We start from the raw sequence: 19,350 nt of genomic DNA, 5'->3' as shown, positions 1-19,350 counted from the left end.
TACGCTCCGTGAAAGCGATCACAAAGCATCTCTGCAATACTTGTTTGCGGGGGATGTTTGTGATCCTGTTTTGTAGTGCGATTAATCCGTGTACAATAACGCGCTATTTCTAATGCCTGAGGCAAAGTTGTGATCGAAAATTTGCGTAACATCGCCATCATCGCGCACGTCGACCATGGTAAAACCACCCTGGTTGATAAGCTGCTGCAGCAGTCCGGTACGTTTGATGCTCGTGCCGAAACTCAAGAGCGTGTGATGGACTCCAACGATTTGGAGAAAGAGCGTGGGATTACTATCCTCGCGAAAAACACCGCTATCAAATGGAATGACTACCGTATCAACATCGTTGATACCCCAGGGCACGCCGACTTCGGTGGTGAAGTTGAGCGCGTGATGTCCATGGTGGATTCCGTGCTGCTGGTGGTTGACGCATTTGACGGCCCAATGCCGCAAACGCGCTTCGTGACCAAAAAAGCATTTGCCCATGGCCTGAAACCTATTGTTGTTATCAACAAGGTTGACCGTCCGGGCGCGCGTCCTGACTGGGTTGTTGATCAGGTGTTCGACCTGTTCGTTAACCTCGACGCGACCGACGAGCAGCTGGACTTCCCTATCATTTACGCTTCGGCGCTGAATGGTATCGCGGGTCTGGATCACGAAAATATGGCGGAAGACATGACTCCGCTGTATCAGGCGATTGTCGATCACGTACCGGCTCCGGATGTTGATCTTGATGGTCCGCTGCAGATGCAGATCTCCCAGCTGGACTACAACAACTACGTTGGCGTTATCGGTATCGGCCGCATCAAACGCGGTAAAGTGAAGCCGAACCAGCAGGTTACTATCATCGATAGCGAAGGCAAAACCCGTAACGGTAAAGTGGGCAAAGTGCTGACTCACCTGGGTCTGGAGCGTATCGACAGCGAACTGGCTGAAGCAGGCGACATCATCGCGATTACCGGTCTGGGCGAGCTGAACATCTCTGACACCATCTGCGACCCGCAGAATGTGGAAGCGCTGCCAGCCCTGTCTGTTGATGAACCAACGGTAACCATGTTCTTCAACGTCAACACCTCTCCGTTCTGTGGCAAAGAAGGTAAATTCGTTACCTCTCGTCAGATCCTTGACCGCCTGAACAAAGAGCTGGTGCACAACGTTGCGCTGCGCGTTGAAGAAACTCAGGATGCTGACGCATTCCGCGTTTCTGGTCGTGGTGAGCTGCACCTGTCTGTTCTGATCGAAAACATGCGTCGTGAAGGTTTCGAAATGGCGGTTTCCCGTCCGAAAGTTATCTTCCGCGAAATCGACGGCCGTAAACAAGAGCCGTTCGAGAACGTAACGCTGGACGTTGAAGAGCAGCATCAGGGTTCTGTTATGCAGGCTCTGGGTGAGCGTAAAGGCGACCTGAAAAACATGAATCCAGATGGCAAAGGCCGCGTACGTCTCGACTACGTGATCCCAAGCCGTGGTCTGATCGGTTTCCGTTCAGAGTTCATGACCATGACGTCCGGTACCGGTCTGCTGTACTCCACCTTCAGCCACTACGACGACGTGCGTCCGGGTGAAGTTGGCCAGCGTAACAACGGCGTTCTGATCTCCAACGGTCAGGGTAAAGCGGTTGCGTTTGCGCTGTTCGGTCTGCAGGATCGCGGTAAGCTGTTCCTGGGTCACGGTGCTGAAGTTTATGAAGGCCAGATCATCGGTATTCACAGTCGTTCTAACGACCTGACTGTAAACTGCCTGACCGGTAAGAAACTGACCAACATGCGTGCGTCCGGTACTGACGAAGCAACGGTTCTGGTTCCACCGATCAAGATGACCCTGGAGCAAGCTCTGGAGTTCATCGATGACGACGAACTGGTAGAAGTGACCCCACTGTCTATCCGTATCCGTAAACGTCACCTGACCGAGAACGATCGTAAACGTGCAATGCGCGGTGCGAAAGAAGAGTAATACGGTCAATCCGTAGGCCGGGTAAGCGCATGCGCCACCCGGCACGTAAAAAGCCGCTGAGCGATCAGCGGCTTTTTTTATTATCAGAACGAATACCTTAACCCCAGGCGGATACGGTACTGCTCGCGGTTGTAATCATTCCATCTGTCCAGCCACTGAAGCTCAAGATAGGGCAGCCAGTTTTTATCGATTTTATAGCTAAATTTGTGGGTGATTTCCCAGTGATGGTCTTTGCCATTTTTGCTGTGGTAATCGTTCACGCGCTGGAAAAAATGCGGTTCAAAGGTATAGAAAAATGCATCCGTGACCTTGAAATTCCAGTAGTTAGCGAATTCGTGGGTGTCGTTTTTATCCATCTGGCCGTTGTAGTCCGGCGTATCGTAATTGTTGTGGTTATAGCGATAGCGGAAGGTCAGGTTAAACCAGTCGAGAAATTTATAATTGGTATCCAGATAGATAGCGCCTCCGGACCCGGCGCTGCTGTCATTCAGTAAACCGCCAGGCTGAAAGGTGAGTTTATCGGTCGGTTTAAAAAGCGGATACCACCCTTCAATTTCGTTATAGCTGTGCTTAAGCTCGTCCCATTTGCCCATGTTATAGGCGTTAGTGAACATCAGCCCCGCGCCCTTATCGAAGTTATAGCCAGCACGCAGGATCACTTCGTGCAGTTCAGAGGCCGTATTATAGGCTTCGCGCGTTTCGACATAGGCGCCGGCAACTGCCGAGCAGGACACAGACGACACAACCAGTGCAGTAACGATTCTTTTCATAATCAGTCCATGTATGAGGTACAGAAAGGCCCCCCTCCTGTTACACAGGAAGGGAATCAGGGCCGGATTTATTGTTATAAAGTGACTGCTGACGCTTTATTGTTGGTGGTTAACTCAGGGGGTTTTGCGGGTTGTTTTTTCCGTTTTCCAATCTCCTCAATAATAAAGGCGAAGCGTGCTTCGTTGAGTTTATAAAAGAGTCCCATGGTTATCGCGGCAACGATCGCCAGGCCGCACGGCCAGAGAAAAATTAGCTGACGGAGCCCCAGTAGCGTGCCCGCACTCTGCACGGCATGTGGAATGTAGCCAATCTGCGTCAACATAATGCCCGGCAGGAAACCGGCGAGGGCGGCGGAGATTTTGCGCGAGAAGGTATAACCGGTATAAACCGATCCTTCGGCGCGAATGCCTGTTTTCCACTCGCCATAATCCACGGTATCGGGCACCAGCGCCCAGTTGAGGCTGTTTACGAATGCCGTACCGAAAAAGGCCATGCAGGAAAAGAGCACAAAGAGCAGGGAGCTGGTTCCCCAGAGGAAGTTCATTACGTCGCCCACGGCCCACAGCGTCAGCCCGCCAAGGTAGACCGGCTTCTTGCCGAAACGCTTAACCGCGCCAGGCACCAGAAACACGCCAACCAGAATGCAGCCCATACTGAAAAAACCCATCCACGACAGCAGATGCAGATCGTTTAGCACGTACTGGGTGTAGTAGACCTGAATCGCCAGTTTGATATTAAACGCGGCGAGGGTGCAGAGGTTGGCGATACACAACACCAGCAACGGCGGGTTGCGGAAAATGGCACAGAAGGATTTCAGGATGCCAGGCTTATGATGATCGGGCGTAACCTCCACATAGCGCTCTCTCACACCGCTGTAGCACCACCACATGCAGAACAGACCGCCGGTGACGAACACCAGTGCGGCCACCAGATAGCCGAGAGAGGGCTGGCTGACAAACAGCGCCTGAATTGGCATAAACCCCACGGTGCAGAGCAATAACCCAACCGTTGCGCCACCCTGACGCCAGGCCGCAAGCTGCGCCCGCTCGTTCGGATTTTTAGTGATGGCGGGAACCATCGCGCCGTAAGAGCAGTTCATCAGGCTATAACAGAGGCCAAACATCATGAAGAGCAGGGTGGCGATAGCGGTTTTCACCGTCAGGCTAAAATCGGTGGCCACAAACTGCGCCGTGGCCACCAGGGCAACCGGCACCGAGGCATAAAGAATAAACGGCCTGAATTTGCCTCTGGCACCGATGTTACGCCGCGAATCCAGCAACACCCCGGTCAGCATGTCGGTGAATGCGGTAAAGAACTTCGCTACCAGGAAAATAATGCCGCCATAAAAAGCGGGCATGCCCAGTTCATCAGTATAAAACTTCAGCAGATACAGCGTGCCAATACAGAGCATCAGGTTAGAGCCAAAATCGCCCATCCCGTAGGCGCACTTTTCGCGCAGGCTCAGCTTCAGGGTTAACGGATCACTCTTGTGTGTCATGGTCGATCCTCACAGCGCCCCGCAGGGCGCTCTCTCAAGTCAGTTATGCTGTACGTTTGCGCAGTTCAATTTCTTCCACGATGCGCACATACATCTTCTCGTTGAGGTTGTAGAAACAGCCCATCGCCACGATGGTGATGACGGCCAGCAGACTGGGGTAGATAAATATCAGCTGCCGCAGCCCTTCAACCGTTCCGGCGGATTGCACCACGTTTGGCACATAGCCGATTTGCGTGAGCATGATGCCGGGGAAGAAGCCGGCCAGCGCCTGTGAGACCTTCCGGAAGAAGGTAAAGCCGGTATAGACCGTCCCTTCGGATCGCACGCCGGTACGCCACTCGCCATACTCCACGGTATCGGACACCAGCGCCCAGTTGAGGCTGTTCACGAAGGCTGAGCCGAAGAAGGCCAGACAGGAGAACGCCACAAAGCTCACCGAACCACCGCCAAAGAAGTAGTTGAGCAGGTCGCCTGCCACCCAAATCAGCAGCCCGCTGATATAGACCTTTTTCTTGCCGAAGCGACGCACCGCGCCGGGCATCATAAAGACGCCGATAAAAATGCAGCCCATGCTGAAAAAGCCCATGTAGGACAACAGAATAGGGTCGTTCAGCACGTACTGCGTGTAATAAACCTGAATGGCGAGCTTAACGTTAAAGGCCCCCAGCGTGCACAGGTTGGCGATGCAGAGAATAAACAGCGGTCGGTTACCGGCGATGGCGCGAAACGACTGCAGCAGGCCGGGCTTCTGGGCTGGATTGGCGGGCTGCATCTCAACGTAACGCTCGGTCACGCCCTTATAGCACCACCACATAAAGAACAGCCCGAACAGCGAAAAGAGGGTCGCGGCAAAGATATACCCAAGCTGGTCATTGCCTTCAATCAGGTTCATTACCGGCACAAACCCGACGGTACAGAGCAGCAGGCCAAGCGTGGCACCCCCCTGACGCCAGGCGGCCAGCGAAGCGCGCTCGTCCGGGTTTTTGGTAATGGCCGGCACCATCGCACCGTAGGAGCAGTTCATCATGCTGAAGAACAGGCCGTAAAGCATGAACAGCACGGTCGCCATCACCGTTTTGCCGGTGATTTCAAACGGCGTGCCGACAAAGTTTGCGATGGCCAGTAACGTCACCGGGAACGCCGCATACAGCACGAACGGGCGGAATTTGCCCTTAGGACCGATCTTGCGTCGGGAATCGAGCATGATACCCGTGCCCATATCGGTGAAGGCGGTGAAGAACTTGGCAATCAGGAAGATGATCCCGCCGTAGGTACCAGGCAGGCCAAGAACGTCGGTGTAGAACTTCAGCAGATACAACGTGCCGATATCCAGAAGGATGTTAGAGCCGAGATCGCCCATCCCGTAGGCGAGTTTCTCTTTAAACGGCAGGCGTAGCGTTGCCGGATCGGAAGCGTGTTGACGCATTATTGTTCTCCATCTGCCCGCAGGTTTCCCTGCGGGCGAGCCTTATCAGATATGACGTAAGGTACTAAACAGCTCTGCCCATTCGCTTTGCTGGCGATAAAACACCGGCGGTTTGCCGAGCGGAGCGTCAACGGTGATGTCACCGCCCTCATGCGTTTCACCCGTCCAGGCATTCACCCAGGTGTCCTCAGGCAAATAGAGCGTCCAGTCGCGACGGCCTTCTTCATGGACCGGTGCCACCAGCAGATCGCGGCCAAACAGATACTGGTATTTCAGCGTGTAGCTGCGCGCATCGTTTTCGTAATGCAGGAACAGCGGGCGCATCACCGGCAGGCCGCTTTTCGCGTTCTGCGCAACGGCGGCTTTGATGTAGGGCTTCAGGGTAGTGAAGACGGTCGTCATACGCGCAAAGTGGGCGATGGTTTCGCCGTCGCCATCAAACTGCCAGTTATCGCCAGGGCGGTTGCCCTCGTGGGTACGCATCATCGGTGTGAAGGCGCTGAAGTCGCACCAGCGCAGCAGCAGCTCTTTGCTGCGTTTCATCTCAAACAGCGTGGTATAACCGCCGATGTCGCTGTGATGCAGCCCGTGCCCGGTCATTGCCAGTGAGAGTGCCGCAGGAACCACTGACGCCAGACCGTCGTCCAGGCTCCAGTCGACGTTCTGATCGCCGGCCCACATCATCACCGAGTGTTTCTGGCTGCCGGTATAACCCGCGCGCATAAAGAACAGGATCTCGCCGAGCTTGCCGGTCTCTTCCAGCGCCTCGTAGTTACATTTCGCCCATAGCGCAGGCCAGGCGTTGTGCATGATTTCCGCGCTCACGCCGTTGTGCAGGAAGGTATCAGTCGGCAAATATTCACCAAAATCAGCCATCCAGCCGCCACAGCCCAGTTCTATCAGGTTCTTTTTGATGACCTCTTTGTACCAGTCGTAGGCTTCCGGATTCGTCAGGTCGATAACGCCCGCGTAGAACTCGCCGAACTCGACGTGATAGTCCTGCCCGTCGGCGTTTTTGGTCAGATAGCCGCGTTTCGCCGCCTCTTCACAGAGGTCTCTGTCGCTGGCCACGTAAGGGTTGATATAGGAGAGGAACTGCACGCCTTCCTGCTTCCACTGCGGGATACGTGTATCCAGCTGCGGATACAGATCGCTGTTCCACTTCCAGTTCCACATCACGCGTTTGCCAAAGGAGGTCATCCGGATGCCGGACCAGTCCTGCGCCCAGATACCGTTCACCTTCACACCGCCGTTGCGCATGGTGTCGAGCTTTTGCTGGCACACGTCGGTGCCGCCCTGAACGCCCAGCGTTACCCCGTCGTAAACCCAGTCCGGCAGTTCGGGCTGACGGCCCAGTAACCCGGTCAGTTTTTCCAGCAGATCGACATACGTTTGCGCACATTCGAAGCGCAGCGTGGCGTTATCTTCCCAGAAGGCCAGCTCGTGGAACGCCGGCGCGCTGAAGTCGAAATTCATATAACAGCTGTTATCCACGTGGCAGTAGTACTTCTGGGTACTCACAAAGGTGGGTTGCGGGAAGAAGGTCCAGTAGTAATCGCCGCCCGCGTTCTCTTTGCAGTCTGCCTGCCAGGTGACGTAGGTCTGCTTATTACGGCCCACGCCCTGCTCGCTGGTCCACAACGGGAACGGCTTGCCGCGCAGGTCGAAGTAGGAGAACTGCTCTCCGCAACCATAGATATGATCCTCGGGCTGGGCCGCCAGCCGCAGCCAGATGCGGTTATGGCAGGTGGCATCATTTTTGAGTTTCAGCTCCAGGCGTCCTTCGGCATCCACACCCACCAATAGCGTGGCGCTGACGGCGTCACCCCGGGTAAAGCGAATCGCCCAGCCCGCATTTTGCGGCGCGACGGTGGCCTCGGTCAGGGCAATTTTTTCGTTGAGTTTGTCTTTGATGCTGAAGTTGCCGCGAAACATCTCGATATCGGCTTCACCTGCGCCGATCCACAGGCACGGGGTGTCGGCGGTGTGGGACAGAATCAGACGATCCTGCCAGCTCAGGGTGAAACCATGTTCACTGCTTTTAAGAATAATATTGTGTAGGGTACGCATAAGATCTCCGTTTTTATTATTTGGCCTGGCTATCCAGTAATCCGGCGGCAACGGCCGGGGCTAACCCTGGCGCCAGCGGTAAGCGAGGGATCACCAGGCAATGCAGCAGATGATAAATATCCTGCTTGCCGTCCCAGACTTTGGTGGTCACTTCGTTATGGATATCCAGCTCCTGCCACCATGAACCGTTCTCGTAGTCGATCAGGTATTTGATGCAGTAATCCCACCATTTCTGATACCAGGCTTCGTACTGCGCCTCGCCGGTGACGGTATAGAGCGCATAGGCCGTTCCCATCGCTTCGACAATCGGCCAGCGCACGCGCTCGCGAACGATGGGTTTACCATCCCAGCCAACGGAATAGACAAAACCGTCGGCATCATCGGGTGCCCAGGCGTCGCGGATTGTGGCGTGGAACAAGCCTTTTGCATCTTCCAGCAGCCATGCGGGGGGTGTTTCAAAACGCGCTTCCAGCGCAGCGCGCAGGTGCAGCATCAGGCGGCCCCACTCGATCCAGTGGCCTGGCGTACCGCCGTAGGCGCGAAAACGGTGAGCGGGGTTATCAATGTTGTAATCGCGGATGGGGTTCCACTGCGTATCGAAATGCTCATTAACCCGGTACTCGCCCTTGCGTGCCACGTCGTGAATGATCACCGAAGCAATGCGCAGGGCGCGGTCGAGCCATTTACGGTCATGCGTCACGTCATACACAATCAGGAAGGCTTCGACAGCGTGCATATTGGCGTTGCCGCCACGGTACTCTTCGGTTTTGCTGAAGGCCTCATCCCAGGATTCCAGGCACATCTGTTCCTGTTCGCTCCAGAAATAACGCTCAATCACCTCGATGGCATCGTCCAGTAACTTGCGAGCCTGTGGATGGCCGGTGGTGACGGCGCTGGCCGCGCCCAGCAAAACAAAGAAATGCTGATAGCCCTGCTTGGAGGCATCCATAACGCCTTCATCGTTAATACAGGCGTACCAGCCGCCATATTGCGGGTCACGCAGCGGACCATTCAGGGCGTTGATGCCATGCTCCACCAGGGCATATGCGCCGGGACGCCCCATGTTTGCCGCCACGGCATAAACGTGCAGCATACGGGCGGTGATCCACAGATGCGTGCCCATATCGCTGCGCACCTGACCGTTATTGCCCAGCCAGCCAAAGCCGGTCGGCACGGCGGCGTTTTTACCGAAATCGAGAATGCGGTCAGTCTCTTGTTCAAGCCAGCGGTTATGGCTCAGGGTGTTAAACCATTTCATGTTCGGGTCCTTTCTTAACGGCGAGCCATCATTTCGTCGACGATCTCACCCAAACGCTGCAGTTTCGGCACAGAAATATCACGGAACATCAGTTCCGTGTCCGGCAGGCCAATCACTGATGACCAGACGGCGCGGCCGGCTAAAAAGCCGGATGCGCCCGCCTGCATGGCAACGCTCACCGCCCTTGGGAACAACTTATCGTCCACGCCGGATGAGAGGATCACCCACGGCATGGCGATGTTCTCGTTCAGTTTTTGCGAGGCAGTCAGCAATTCCTGCTGAGAGCCTTTGCCGAACAGAGGCATCTCCACTTTGTAGAGGTCAGCTCCGCTGTCTCCCAGCTCTTTTGCCGCGTCGATAATGGCCTGTTCACGATTAAACGTCGCGCCGCGACGCGGCGGGCGGACTACCGGCTCAATAATGCTGAGCAGTCCATTGTTATGGCACAGCTGATTGAACGCCTTCACCATCTCCAGACGCTGCTGTGGATCTTCGTCGCTACGCCACAGCACCAGTAGCTTCAGTGCTTTGCCGCCATCGCGCCTGACCGCCTGAGCATCAACGTTTTTATCGATGACGACGCTGTCAACGGGGATCCCGTTCCCCGGAATAAATTCGTCTGCTGCCACAATCATCGCGCAGCTTTTGGCAACGGCCTGTTGCTCAACGATCTGCTGGTAGCAAAACTGCTGATCGACAAGAATGGCGGAGGCATACGGCGACAGAATTTTGGCCGCGTTGACCTTAAAGTCGGTGAGATGCCGATCGGTGACCGGCACCGGAGCGCCCGCCGCAGCAAACATCAGGCGCATCGCTTCGCGCTGGTCAACGGCCAGCATTGCAAAACCGCCGGAAGGTCGGGTGATATCTTTCAGGGTGTACATCGTCATTCCTCAGTCCTTTCGTATCAGTGTGTTTTTTTCAGCCCAGCGGATGCGCGAACCTGTTCAAGAATGGCTGTCCAGTCTTCGCGCCCGCGTCCGGCGGCCCGCGCCTGGTTGTAGACTTCACGGGAGGCGGCGCCCAGCGGCATCGGGACGTGGAGCTGGTTTGCCACGTCCAGCGCGATCCCCAGATCTTTATGCGCGAGGTCGATCATAAAGGCCGGTGTAAGATCGCCTTTGAGCACCTTGTTAGGCCATGAGGTGGTGAAGTGGCCTTTTCCTGCTGGCGTACCGCTCATAACACTGAGCGCCACATCGAAAGAGAGGCCGAGGGCTTCACACAGCACGGCGGCTTCAGCGGACAGCGCGTTCAGGGCAATGCTCATGTAGTTGTTAATAAGCTTCACGCGGATGCCCATGCCTGGCCCACCTGCGTTTATCAGTTCATTGCCCATCGCCATCAACACCGGCGTGGCTCGTTCAACCTGCTGCGCGGTGCCGCCAGCCAGAAGGAGTAATGTTCCGGCGACGGCATGGTCCGATGTGCGTCCGACAGGCACATCCATCATGCTGAAACCACGTTCAGCCATGTCGCGGATCAGGGCATCGGTCTGGAGCGGGTGAATGGTGGACATATCAATGACCAGCGCTTCGCGGGATAACCCTTCGCAGACGCCCTGCTCACCAAACAATACTGTGCGAACCAGGTCTCCGTTTGGCAGCATGGTGATGACAAATTCGGCCTCCTTTACTGCCTGTGCAGGCGTGACTGCAGCCCGGGCTCCACGCGCCACCAGGGCCTGTATCGCCTGCGGGTTTACATCAAAAACGTGAAGCTGGTGGCCCTGTTTAAGCAGATTCGTTGCCATGGGCGCACCCATCTGTCCTAACCCGATAAAGGCAATTTCTGACATGCTTCTCTCCTGTCACATCGTGTCAATTATTGAGCGTTTGTGTTGTCTGTTTTTGATCGTATTTGTAATTTATAGTCAAAAAATTGACAGGGGTCACTTTTTAAACATTTCGTGAAATTAAAATGAGAGCATCAGAAAACGCAGAAGGAATCACCATGACTCGCATCGTTTGTGTCGGCATTACCGTGCTGGATCGCATCTGGTATCTCGATGATTTACCGAAAGAAGGTGGCAAATATGTCGCAAAAGACTATACGGAGGTGGGCGGCGGTCCTGCGGCGACTGCGGCGGTGGCGGCAGCGAAACTGGGGGCTGAGGTGGACTTTATTGGCCGGGTGGGTGATGACGATACCGGCAGAAGACTGCTCGCGGAGCTGGAGTCCCTGGGGGTAAACACGCGCTATACGCGGATGGTGAAAGGAGCCCGTTCATCGCAATCGGCCGTGCTGGTGGATGGTCACGGGGAGCGTGTCATTGCTAACTACCCCAGCCCCGATCTCCCGGCTACGGCGGCATGGCTGCAGGATATCGACTTTTCGCAATGGGATATCGTATTAGCCGACGTGCGCTGGCACGAAGGGGCTAAACAGGCGTTCACCCTTGCCCGCCAGCAGGGCGTCAGTACGCTGCTTGATGCCGATGTCACCCCGCAGGATATTGCTGAGCTGGTCGCCTTAAGCGATCACGCGGCCTTCTCCGCGCCGGGTTTGCGGCGTTTAAGCCAGCTGGACGACACGGAAAACGCACTGAGAAAAGCACAAACGCTCACAAATGGACATGTCTACGTCACGCAAGGGCGTGAAGGGTGTTACTGGCTGGAGCAGGGCGCGCTTCGTCATCAGCCGGGATTTGCGGTCGACGTGGTGGATACCACTGGTGCAGGGGACGTCTTTCACGGCGCGCTGGCGGTGAGTCTGGCGCAGCAGGGGGCGTCACCAGACGCGGTACGTTTCGCGAGTGCGGTTGCGGCACTGAAATGTACCCGGCCCGGAGGACGGGCGGGTATACCTGACTGTGATCAAACCCGCTCTTTTTTGTCACTTTTTGTATAAAATGCGGGGCGTGATGGTTTTCAGAGGACAGCCCATGAGCCTTACCGAACTGACCGGCAACCCGCGGCACGATCAACTGCTTACGTTGATTGCTGACCGCGGCTATATGAACATTGATGAACTGGCGCAACTGCTGGACGTCTCAACGCAAACCGTGCGCCGGGATATCCGCAAGCTGAGTGAGCAGGGGCTGATCACGCGTCATCATGGCGGCGCGGGCAGGGCATCCAGCGTGGTGAACACCGCGTTTGAGCAACGTGAAGTCTCCTTGACCGAAGAGAAGCGGGCCATTGCCGAAGCGATTGCCGACTACATTCCCGATGGTTCAACCATCTTCATTACTATCGGGACGACGGTGGAACACGTTGCCCGGGCGCTGCTCAACCATAATCATCTGCGCATCATCACCAATAGCCTGCGGGTGGCGCATATTCTGTATAAGAACCCGCGCTTTGAAGTGATGGTGCCTGGCGGTACGCTGCGTCCGCATAACGGAGGCATTATCGGGCCTGCAGCGACGGCGTTCGTGTCAGGCTTCCGTGCCGATTACCTGGTGACCAGCGTCGGAGCAATTGAACACGACGGTGCGATGATGGAGTTTGACGTTAATGAAGCCAGCGTGGTGAAAACCATGATGGCCCACGCGCGACATATTTTACTGGCGGCCGATCATACGAAATACCACGCCTCTGCTGCCGTTGAAATTGGTAACGTGTCGCAGGCAACCGCGCTCTTCACCGATGAGCTACCGGGATCTGCACTGCACAATCATCTCAAATCCAGCAAGGTTGAAGTTGTTGAGGTGAATTCAGGCGACGAACAGCAGGCAGGCTAACCCTTCTTAATGGCCCGATATTCAGGCTCGGGCCTTTCCTTTCTGTAAGCTGAATCTGGCGCATAGCCAAACCTTATCTTTCCCGCTACAGTTACTTTTCCACGGCGAGCAGGAGATAAAAAATGCTTTATATCTTTGACTTAGGAAATGTAATCGTCGATATCGATTTTAATCGGGTGCTGGGCGCATGGAGCGACTTTAGCCGTGTCCCGCTGGCGACGTTAAAGCAGAGTTTCGCCATGGGCGAGACCTTCCATCAGCACGAGCGCGGCGAAATTAGCGATGAAGAATTTGCTGAACGTCTGTGTCATGAAATGGATGTGCCGTTAAGTTACGAGCAGTTTTCCCATGGCTGGCAGGCAGTATTCGTCGCGATCCGCCCGGACGTGATCGCCATTATGCATAAACTCCGCGAGCAGGGGCATCGGGTTGTGGTGCTGTCGAATACTAACCGTCTGCATACCACGTTCTGGCCTGACGAGTATCCTGAGGTGCAGGCGGCGGCCGATAAAATCTACCTCTCCCAGGAGATGGGGATGCGTAAACCCGAAGCGCGTATCTATCAGGCGGTTCTGCAGGCGGAAGGATTCACCGCGGCCGATGCGGTCTTTTTCGACGACAATGCCGATAATATAGAGGGAGCTAACCAGTTGGGTATCACGTCAATTCTGGTGACCGGAAAGGAGACGATACCAAACTATTTTGCGAAGCAGTTATGCTAAAAACCGTTCATCAAAAAGCCACGCATCATACTCGTCCGCTCAGGGCGTGGCTGAAACTGCTCTGGCATCGCATTGATGAGGACAACATGACCACGCTGGCGGGTAACCTCGCCTACGTGTCACTGCTCTCGCTTGTGCCGCTGGTGGCCGTCATTTTTGCGCTATTTTCCGCTTTTCCAATGTTTGCAGATGTCAGCCTGCAGCTTCGCCACTTTGTCTTTGCGAATTTTATTCCCGCCACCGGGGACGTCATACAGAACTACATTGAACAGTTTGTCGCTAACTCCAGCAAAATGACGGCGGTTGGGGCGTGTGGCCTGATCGTCACGGCGCTGTTATTGATGTACGCCATAGATAACGCGCTGAATGCCATCTGGCGGAGTAAAAAGGCGCGGCCCAAGGTTTATTCCTTTGCGGTGTACTGGATGATCTTAACGCTGGGGCCCTTGCTGGCCGGTGCGAGTCTGGCTATCAGTTCGTATCTGCTTTCGCTGCGCTGGGCCAGCGATCTCAACGGCGTTATCGATAACCTGTTGCGTATCTTCCCGCTGATTTTATCGTGGCTCTCTTTCTGGCTGCTGTACAGCGTGGTACCGACCACGCGCGTGCCTAACCGCGATGCGGTCGTGGGCGCGCTGGTCGCGGCATTGCTCTTTGAACTGGGCAAAAAAGGGTTTGCCCTTTACATCACCATGTTCCCGTCTTATCAGCTGATTTACGGCGTGCTGGCGGTGATCCCCATTTTATTTGTCTGGGTCTACTGGACCTGGTGTATCGTCTTGCTTGGTGCCGAAATAACTGTCACTCTCGGCGTATACCGCGAACTTAAAAAAGCAGCAGAAGCTGAAAAACAACAAGAAGCAGACCAACCATGATTGCATTGATACAGCGCGTAACCCGTGCCAGCGTCACCGTGGAGGGAGAGGTGACGGGTGAAATTGGCCCAGGACTTTTAGTGTTGTTAGGTGTCGAAAAGGATGATGACGAACAGAAAGCCAACCGCTTGTGCGAGCGCGTGCTGGGCTACCGCATTTTCAGCGATGCGGAAGGTAAGATGAACCTGAACGTTCAGCAGGCGGGTGGCAGCGTGCTGGTGGTCTCCCAGTTTACGCTGGCGGCCGATACCGAGCGCGGCATGCGCCCGGGTTTCTCTAAAGGTGCCGCACCGGATCGTGCAGAAGCCCTTTACGAGTACTTTGTGGCGCGTTGCCGTCAACAGGACATGAATACGCAAACCGGACGATTCGCTGCAGATATGCAGGTATCGCTGGTGAACGATGGCCCCGTCACATTCTGGCTCCAGGTATGAGCCAACTGGCGGCGTGGCCGCGGGTAACAAGAGAGAGTACAGCTATGTATCACCTTCGAGTACCGCAAACGGAAGAAGAGTTAGAAGCCTATTACCAGTTCCGCTGGGAAATGTTACGCAAGCCATTACATCAGCCAAAAGGGTCTGAGCGCGACGCCTGGGATGCGATGGCCCATCACCAGATGGTGATGGACGAAGAGGGTAACCTCGTCGCCGTCGGGCGTTTGTACATCAATGCCGATAACGAAGCTTCAATCCGCTTTATGGCGGTTCATCCTTCCGTGCAGGATAAAGGCCTCGGCACCTTGATGGCGATGACCCTCGAGTCCGTTGCCCGTCAGGAAGGGGTTAAGCGCGTCACCTGTAGCGCCCGCGAAGACGCCGTCGAATTCTTCGCCAAACTCGGTTTTGTTAACCAGGGGGAAATCACCGCCCCGCAAACCACGCCGATTCGTCACTTTTTGATGATCAAACCCATCGCTACGCTGGATGATATTCTCCATCGCGCCGACTGGTGTGGGCAGCTCCAGCAGGCCTGGTATCAGCACATTCCCCTGAGTGAAAAAATGGGCGTGCGTATTCAGCAGTACACCGGGCAAAAATTCATTACCACCATGCCGGAAATCGGCAATCAGAACCCCCATCACACCCTGTTTGCCGGCAGCCTGTTTTCACTCGCCACGCTGACCGGCTGGGGGCTAATCTGGCTGATGCTCCGCGAACGCCATCTTGGCGGCACCATTATTCTGGCCGATGCCCATATTCGTTACAGCGCGCCGATCAGTGGTAAGCCGAGCGCCGTTGCCGATTTGGGCGCACTTGGGGGCGATCTCGACCGCCTGGCGCGCGGGCGTAAAGCGCGCGTACAGATGCGCGTTGAGCTGTTCGGCGATGAAACGCCGGGTGCCGTCTTTGAAGGTACCTACATCGTTCTTCCTGCGAAGCCGTTTGGCGCGTTTGAAGAGGGTGGAAACGAAGAAGAGTAGGCTCCGGCGTCCCGACATGATTGCCGGGCTAATTCCCCGCGCCGATCCGTCTGGCAATATCCCTCAGAAGATCGCGCGCAGACGGGCTGACCCCGCCAAGCTGGAAAAATCCATGGATAACCCCCAGCCACCGCTGAGCCGTACACGTGACGCCTTGCTCAGTCAGGCGCTGATATAGCGCCTCACCTTCGTCGCAAAGCGGATCAAACTCGGCAGTAATGATGTGCACGGGAGGCAGGCCGCTAAAATCCTTTCGCCAGAGCGGGCTCGCTTCAGGATGCTGGCGTTCCGTGTGGGCCAGATAGCGCTCATATCCGCTCAGCAGCGTATCGCGGGTGATGACGTAATCCGCGCCATTACGGGTATAGCTTTCAAAAGAGGCCGTGGCATCCAGCATCGGGTAGATAAGAATGAGCTGAGCAGGCTGCCAGAGTCCGGAAGACGTGAGCCGCAGGGCAGTCACCAGTGCCAGATGGCCTCCTGCGCTGTCCCCGCACAGGGTGATACGGTTTTTATCCACGCCAAACATATCCGCGTATTGCCAGATCAGATGTGCGCCTCTTTCTGCATCATCATGAGCGGCAGGGTAGGTATGTTCAGGAGCAAGTCTGTACTGGATCGCAATGACGCGGCAGTTGCCATAAAACGCTAACTGGCGCAGTTGATTATCGTGAGTATCGAAGCCGCCGCTTATGAAGCATCCTCCGTGGTAGTAAATAACGGTCGGCAGCTTTTCAGCAGCATCTGGCGGAGAGAAGACGCGATATGTGATGCCTTCGAGGTTCAGCGTCTCTACGTCAACGCGCGTTTCTGTCTCACCGGCAAGCGCCGTGCTGGCAATATAGCCTGCTCTCCGGTCATCAATACTTTGGCTACGCGCAGAAGGGCGTCCTGCTGCGATGAACGCCTGAACCAGCGTATCAATCCCTTTTTCAAGTGCCATGTGGGTCCCTTTAATCTGTATGAATATACAGTGTTATAACTCAGTTTGTTGTCGAGTTAAACAGGGAAAATGAGGCTGAAAACGATTCTGGAAAGCGGCTCGTAAAAGTAAACATGGATGTTAAATTTGGCTTTAGTCCTGAATAACGCACGTGTAGTTTGCCTGCACAGTGATGCTGGAAGATATGCGAGAGGAAGGCGAGGATGTTTCAGTCAACCAGATACAGGCCGGGCAAACCAACGTTGCCCGGCACTGTGAGTGGGGATTACTCCCCTTCACCCGGGAACAGGAACGGGTTAATAGAGCTGCGAGCAAAGCCCTCTTGCTCCATTTTGGCGTCCAGAATCAGCGAGGCGAGATCGTCGGCGACGGCTTCGACTTTCGGGTCTTTTTCCTGATAAAGGATCTTCAGGTAGGTACCGCAGTCGCCGCAGCTTTCAGCTTTGACCGCCGCGTCTTCATTTTCCAGCGACCAGTAGTTGAGATCGCGCGTCTGCTCGCAGTTGCTGCATTTAATGCGCACCACGTGCCACTCGGTTTCACACAGGTTGCAGTGCAGATAACGCAGCCCCTGAGTGGTACCGATCTGCACCATGCTGGACACCGGCATTGAGCCGCATACCGGGCAGAATTGACGCGCTTCACCGTATTCGGCGCGGGCTTTACCCGGGATCAGGCTGGCCATTTGCGCCCAGTAAAGCGACAACGCTGCCCAGATGAACGGCGCTTTGTCGCTGCTGACCAGGGAGAAATCGGACGCAAACAGCGCGCTCGCCATCTCTTCCAGCTCCTGATCGGAGGCTTTTTCCAGATTCTCAATGACCGCCAGCGCGGTACCGCTCATCTCGGGTTTCAGCTCGGCAATCAGGGAGTGCAGCAGCGTATGCCAGTGCTTATCGCGCGGCAGAACGTGGATATCCAGCGGAGGCTTACCCTGCTCGCTGGCCTCTTTGATGCGCGCGGTCAGGTCAATTTGCAGCGGGTGGTCGTACAGCACCACTTCCTGCGCATGGGCAACCAGCGCGGCAAAACGCAGAAAATCACCCAGTGGGTTGTTCTCTGCCAGCTCGCGCAGACGCTCTGCGCGGCGGTTATAGAGGTTCTTGAGTCTGGGGAATAACAACGGCGGAATATATTCCGCCGTGCGTTTCTCGCTCGAACCCAGCTCATCTTGCGGGATTATGCGAATACTCATTCAGATGACTTTTCCTGTTTCTGGCGGACCTCTCGGTACCAGCGCGGGTGATGTTTCTTCGCCCACGTACTGGTTACCCAGCCTTCCACCATCGCGGTAATGGTGCCTTTCACCCAAAGGGCGGCGTAAATATGCACCATGATAACCACAATTAACGCCACTGCGGCAAATGAATGCAGCATCAGCGCGAATCGGATCACCGGGATTGAGAAAGCAGGCGCAAAATACGGACGCCAGATGATCACGCCGCTTACCAGCAACAGGACCAGGAAGATAATCGCCGCCCAGAATACGCACTTCTGGCCGAAGTTATAACGCCCGGTATCACCCACTTCCTCGTTGACGACGATCTTACGAATATTCTTCGCCCAAAAGATATCATCCCGATTGATTAGGTTATGGTGCCAGTATCGGAAAAACATGATGATGAACGACGCGAACATGATGACGCCAACAAACGGGTGCAGTATACGCGCCAGCTGTGGTGTCCCCATGATCTGCATCAGCCAGTTGAAGGAGGGGAAGAAGAACCCCAGCCCGCTTATCGCCGCCAGCATGAAGCAGAAGGCGGTGACCCAGTGGTTAATGCGTTCCGGCGCGGTATAGCGCACGATGGTGTCACGTTTTTTCATTTGCGCACCTCGTCTTTCTCTTCATGCAGGTTGTCGTCTTCCTCTTCCGCGCGGTTCGGACCGACACCGACATAGTGGAAGATGCTCGCTGCGAAGGTGGCAGCAAAACCCACCGCTGCCAGCGGTTTCCAGATGCCTTTCCAGAACTTCACGGTCGCGCTGATTTCCGGGTTCTCCGGCAGGCCGTGATACAGATTCGGCTTGTCTGCGTGGTGCAGCACATACATCACGTGCGTGCCGCCCACGCCGGCCGGATCGTACAGGCCTGCGTTGTCGTAGCCACGGGTTTTCAGTTCGCCCACGCGTTCAGCCGCCAGCGTTTTCATATCCTCTTTGGAACCAAAGTGGATAGCGCCCGTCGGACAGGTTTTCACGCACGCAGGCTCCTGGCCGACGTTTACGCGGTCTACGCACAGCGTGCATTTGTAGACGCGGTTGTCTTCCGGGTTCATGCGAGGGACATCGAACGGGCAGCCCGCTATGCAGTAGCCGCAGCCAATGCACTGCTCGGACTGGAAGTCGACGATACCGTTAGCATACTGAATGATAGCCCCTTCTGACGGACATGCCTTCAGGCAGCCCGGATCCGCACAGTGCATACAGCCATCTTTGCGGATAAGCCATTCCAGTTTGTCGTTCTGTTCCACTTCCGAGAAACGCATCACCGTCCAGGACTTGGCGGTCAGGTCAGCCGGGTTGTCGTACACCCCGACGTTGTGACCCACTTCATCACGGAGGTCGTTCCACTCAGAACAGGCCACCTGGCAGGCTTTACAGCCGATACAGGTGGTCACGTCGATAAGCTTCGCCACTTCCTGCTGGTGGTCCCGCGCCTGAGGCGCGGGCGTGAAACCGTTAGTCGCGGAACGACGGATAATGTCTTGAGATTGATAAGCCATAAG

General features: G+C 55.5%; 18 protein-coding genes. 7 read left to right on the top strand and 11 right to left on the bottom strand.

Annotation, left to right across the window (positions count from 1 at the left end; all coding sequences use genetic code 11):
* Positions 1 to 129: 129 nt before the first annotated feature.
* Positions 130 to 1,953 carry a ribosome-dependent GTPase TypA gene (gene typA / locus JTA15_RS17490; RefSeq protein ID WP_014172248.1) on the top strand — a complete coding sequence of 608 codons (1,824 nt, stop codon included), beginning with the start codon at positions 130 to 132 and terminating at the stop codon, positions 1,951 to 1,953.
* An 83-nt stretch (positions 1,954 to 2,036) separates the two neighbouring features.
* Here the strand turns inward: typA and ompL are convergent, their stop codons facing one another.
* The 7 genes from ompL to yihU all read right to left on the bottom strand — a co-directional run bounded on the left by ompL (position 2,037) and on the right by yihU (position 10,774).
* On the bottom strand, positions 2,037 to 2,723 hold the full coding sequence (ompL, locus tag JTA15_RS17485; RefSeq protein WP_047954834.1) for a porin OmpL: 687 nt from the start codon (positions 2,721 to 2,723) through the stop codon (positions 2,037 to 2,039).
* A 74-nt stretch (positions 2,724 to 2,797) separates the two neighbouring features.
* On the bottom strand, positions 2,798 to 4,222 hold the full coding sequence (locus JTA15_RS17480) for an MFS transporter (protein WP_148577049.1): 1,425 nt from the start codon (positions 4,220 to 4,222) through the stop codon (positions 2,798 to 2,800).
* Between the two features lie 43 nt (positions 4,223 to 4,265).
* Entirely contained in the window at positions 4,266 to 5,648 is a 1,383-nt protein-coding gene (locus JTA15_RS17475) for an MFS transporter (RefSeq protein ID WP_020883982.1), read from the bottom strand.
* A gap of 45 nt (positions 5,649 to 5,693) precedes the next feature.
* Positions 5,694 to 7,718 carry an alpha-glucosidase gene (locus tag JTA15_RS17470; protein ID WP_219372543.1) on the bottom strand — a complete coding sequence of 675 codons (2,025 nt, stop codon included), beginning with the start codon at positions 7,716 to 7,718 and terminating at the stop codon, positions 5,694 to 5,696.
* Between the two features lie 16 nt (positions 7,719 to 7,734).
* Positions 7,735 to 8,976 (bottom strand): sulfoquinovose isomerase, encoded by a 1,242-nt coding sequence (gene yihS, locus JTA15_RS17465; protein ID WP_219372542.1) that lies wholly within the window; start codon positions 8,974 to 8,976, stop codon positions 7,735 to 7,737.
* Between the two features lie 14 nt (positions 8,977 to 8,990).
* Positions 8,991 to 9,866, bottom strand: a complete 876-nt coding sequence (gene yihT / locus JTA15_RS17460) for a sulfofructosephosphate aldolase (protein WP_219372541.1) — start codon at positions 9,864 to 9,866, stop codon at positions 8,991 to 8,993.
* A gap of 17 nt (positions 9,867 to 9,883) precedes the next feature.
* Entirely contained in the window at positions 9,884 to 10,774 is an 891-nt protein-coding gene (gene yihU / locus JTA15_RS17455; protein WP_219372540.1) for a sulfolactaldehyde 3-reductase, read from the bottom strand.
* Between the two features lie 155 nt (positions 10,775 to 10,929).
* Here yihU and JTA15_RS17450 point away from each other — a divergent pair, with 155 nt between their 5' ends.
* The 6 genes from JTA15_RS17450 to fabY all read left to right on the top strand — a co-directional run bounded on the left by JTA15_RS17450 (position 10,930) and on the right by fabY (position 15,678).
* Positions 10,930 to 11,826 carry a sugar kinase gene (locus tag JTA15_RS17450; protein ID WP_047356010.1) on the top strand — a complete coding sequence of 299 codons (897 nt, stop codon included), beginning with the start codon at positions 10,930 to 10,932 and terminating at the stop codon, positions 11,824 to 11,826.
* 34 nt (positions 11,827 to 11,860) lie between these two features.
* Positions 11,861 to 12,661: a DeoR/GlpR family DNA-binding transcription regulator gene (locus JTA15_RS17445; protein WP_032679260.1), complete on the top strand. Its 801-nt coding sequence runs from the start codon at positions 11,861 to 11,863 to the stop codon at positions 12,659 to 12,661.
* 122 nt (positions 12,662 to 12,783) lie between these two features.
* On the top strand, positions 12,784 to 13,383 hold the full coding sequence (yihX, locus tag JTA15_RS17440) for a glucose-1-phosphatase (RefSeq protein WP_014172238.1): 600 nt from the start codon (positions 12,784 to 12,786) through the stop codon (positions 13,381 to 13,383).
* A complete protein-coding gene (locus JTA15_RS17435; RefSeq protein ID WP_014172237.1) occupies positions 13,377 to 14,258 on the top strand; it encodes a virulence factor BrkB family protein in 882 nt (293 codons plus the stop codon). Before yihX ends, JTA15_RS17435 begins: the two co-directional genes overlap by 7 nt.
* Complete coding sequence (dtd, locus tag JTA15_RS17430) at positions 14,255 to 14,692, top strand: D-aminoacyl-tRNA deacylase (protein WP_020883977.1); 438 nt, start codon at positions 14,255 to 14,257, stop codon at positions 14,690 to 14,692. Before JTA15_RS17435 ends, dtd begins: the two co-directional genes overlap by 4 nt.
* A 44-nt stretch (positions 14,693 to 14,736) precedes the next feature.
* The gene (gene fabY, locus JTA15_RS17425) at positions 14,737 to 15,678 is read left to right on the top strand and encodes a fatty acid biosynthesis protein FabY (RefSeq protein WP_020883976.1); all 942 of its coding nucleotides are present in this window, start codon (positions 14,737 to 14,739) and stop codon (positions 15,676 to 15,678) included.
* A gap of 28 nt (positions 15,679 to 15,706) precedes the next feature.
* Here fabY and JTA15_RS17420 read toward each other — a convergent pair whose 3' ends face one another.
* The 4 genes from JTA15_RS17420 to fdxH all read right to left on the bottom strand — a co-directional run bounded on the left by JTA15_RS17420 (position 15,707) and on the right by fdxH (position 19,347).
* The gene (locus JTA15_RS17420) at positions 15,707 to 16,621 is read right to left on the bottom strand and encodes an alpha/beta hydrolase (RefSeq protein ID WP_219372539.1); all 915 of its coding nucleotides are present in this window, start codon (positions 16,619 to 16,621) and stop codon (positions 15,707 to 15,709) included.
* A gap of 265 nt (positions 16,622 to 16,886) precedes the next feature.
* Positions 16,887 to 17,816: a formate dehydrogenase accessory protein FdhE gene (fdhE, locus tag JTA15_RS17415; protein WP_040018302.1), complete on the bottom strand. Its 930-nt coding sequence runs from the start codon at positions 17,814 to 17,816 to the stop codon at positions 16,887 to 16,889.
* The gene (fdoI, locus tag JTA15_RS17410; RefSeq protein ID WP_014172232.1) at positions 17,813 to 18,448 is read right to left on the bottom strand and encodes a formate dehydrogenase cytochrome b556 subunit; all 636 of its coding nucleotides are present in this window, start codon (positions 18,446 to 18,448) and stop codon (positions 17,813 to 17,815) included. The genes fdhE and fdoI overlap by 4 nt, the downstream gene beginning before the upstream one ends.
* Complete coding sequence (gene fdxH, locus JTA15_RS17405) at positions 18,445 to 19,347, bottom strand: formate dehydrogenase subunit beta (RefSeq protein ID WP_014172231.1); 903 nt, start codon at positions 19,345 to 19,347, stop codon at positions 18,445 to 18,447. Before fdxH ends, fdoI begins: the two co-directional genes overlap by 4 nt.
* Between the last annotated feature and the right edge of the window lie 3 nt (positions 19,348 to 19,350).

Origin of the sequence: Enterobacter sp. BIDMC 29 (assembly GCF_019378755.1) — a bacterium.
Lineage (GTDB): Bacteria > Pseudomonadota > Gammaproteobacteria > Enterobacterales > Enterobacteriaceae > Enterobacter > Enterobacter ludwigii.
Note: the sequence above shows the minus strand (reverse complement) of the source record. Positions and strands in the feature narration are given on the sequence as shown.